Raw genomic sequence first — 1,170 nt, 5'->3', positions numbered from 1 at the left:
TCAGCAACTGTCTTGTGAAGCTGCAGCTCAGGCCATGGCTAACTCCTCGGCACGCAGTTCATCACGTCGCCTGGCATTGACGATTCCCAGCAGCTTGCGCATGCAGGCCACCAACGCGACCTTGCCCAGCTTTCCGCGCTCGCGTAGCTGCTGGTAATGCGCTTTCATCAGCGGATCCCAACGCACCGCTGACAGCGTGGCCATATAGAGCGCCACTCGCACCGGCGATCGGCCTCCACGGATGCGGCGTTGTCCGCAGCCTTGGCCGCTATCCCGATTCATCGGCGCCACGCCGACCAGCTTGGCAATCTGCCGGCGGTCGAGATGACCCAACTCGGGCAGCAGCGCCAATACGGTTGCCTGGAACACCGGACCGAGCCCCTTGCTGGAGTGGACGGCGGGAGTGGTGTGCTGTTTGATCAGCGAGTGGATGGCTTGATTGATCGCCGCCTGTTCGCGGGTCAGTGCAGCGATGGTGCGGGCCGCCAGCTTGCGCACCGATACTGGAGCCATCGCGCTCTGCTGTTTCTGTGCCTGCAACGTCACGACTACCTGGGCCCTTCGACGCAGCCAGTCGCGCATTTCGCGCTGCCACGGCGGCGGAGCGAGATAGGGGCGAAGGCGGTCGGCAAACAGCCGCGCCATCAGTGCCAGCAAACGGGCATCGATGGCGTCGGTCTTGGCCAACTCGCCGGTGGCACGGGCAAAATCGCGGGCTTGGCGTGGATTCACCCGCGCAATCCACAGCCCGGCATCGCAACATGCTTCCAGCAGCGGCTCTTCATAACCGCCGGTGGCTTCCACCACAGTCCGCGTTGCCTTCAATGTCTGCAGCCGCCTGATGACTTTGGTAATTCCTGCCGCGGTGTTGGGATAACGAGCCGCTTCAATCTGCCCCTCTATCGCCAGATCCAGGCTCACTTTGCCCACGTCGATCCCTACTGCCGTCATGTCGGTTCTCCGCTACAGTTGGCTGGTCGAGAGCATCGCGCCCGAGGCCCACGCTTATCAGTTCGAGGGAAACCTCGATCAACTGTTCGGGCGCTGGACGCGAGATCCGACGTGCGGCCCCTGCTGAATTACGGTGGTGCTGACACCGAGGCGTTATCGGGCTCGCACGTCGGGCTCTCGGCACCTAGGCTAGGGGAAACTCAAGACATAAGGCGTTAG

General features: G+C 62.8%; 1 protein-coding gene. It reads right to left on the bottom strand.

Going from position 1 to position 1,170, the window contains the following annotated elements; genetic code table 11:
* Positions 1-27: 27 nt before the first annotated feature.
* Entirely contained in the window at positions 28-951 is a 924-nt protein-coding gene (locus PAN08_RS17975) for an IS110 family transposase (RefSeq protein ID WP_269792869.1), read from the bottom strand.
* Between the last annotated feature and the right edge of the window lie 219 nt (positions 952-1,170).

The organism is Stenotrophomonas sp. Iso1, from assembly GCF_027497995.1.
Classification (GTDB): Bacteria; Pseudomonadota; Gammaproteobacteria; order Xanthomonadales; family Xanthomonadaceae; genus Stenotrophomonas.
This window is presented reverse-complemented; position numbering and strand designations above follow the sequence as displayed.

Bases quoted from the DNA above. Each gene is read 5' to 3' on its own strand.
- PAN08_RS17975 (WP_269792869.1), bottom strand. From the start codon at position 951: ATGACGGCAGTAGGGATCGACGTGGGCAAAGTGAGCCTGGATCTGGCG.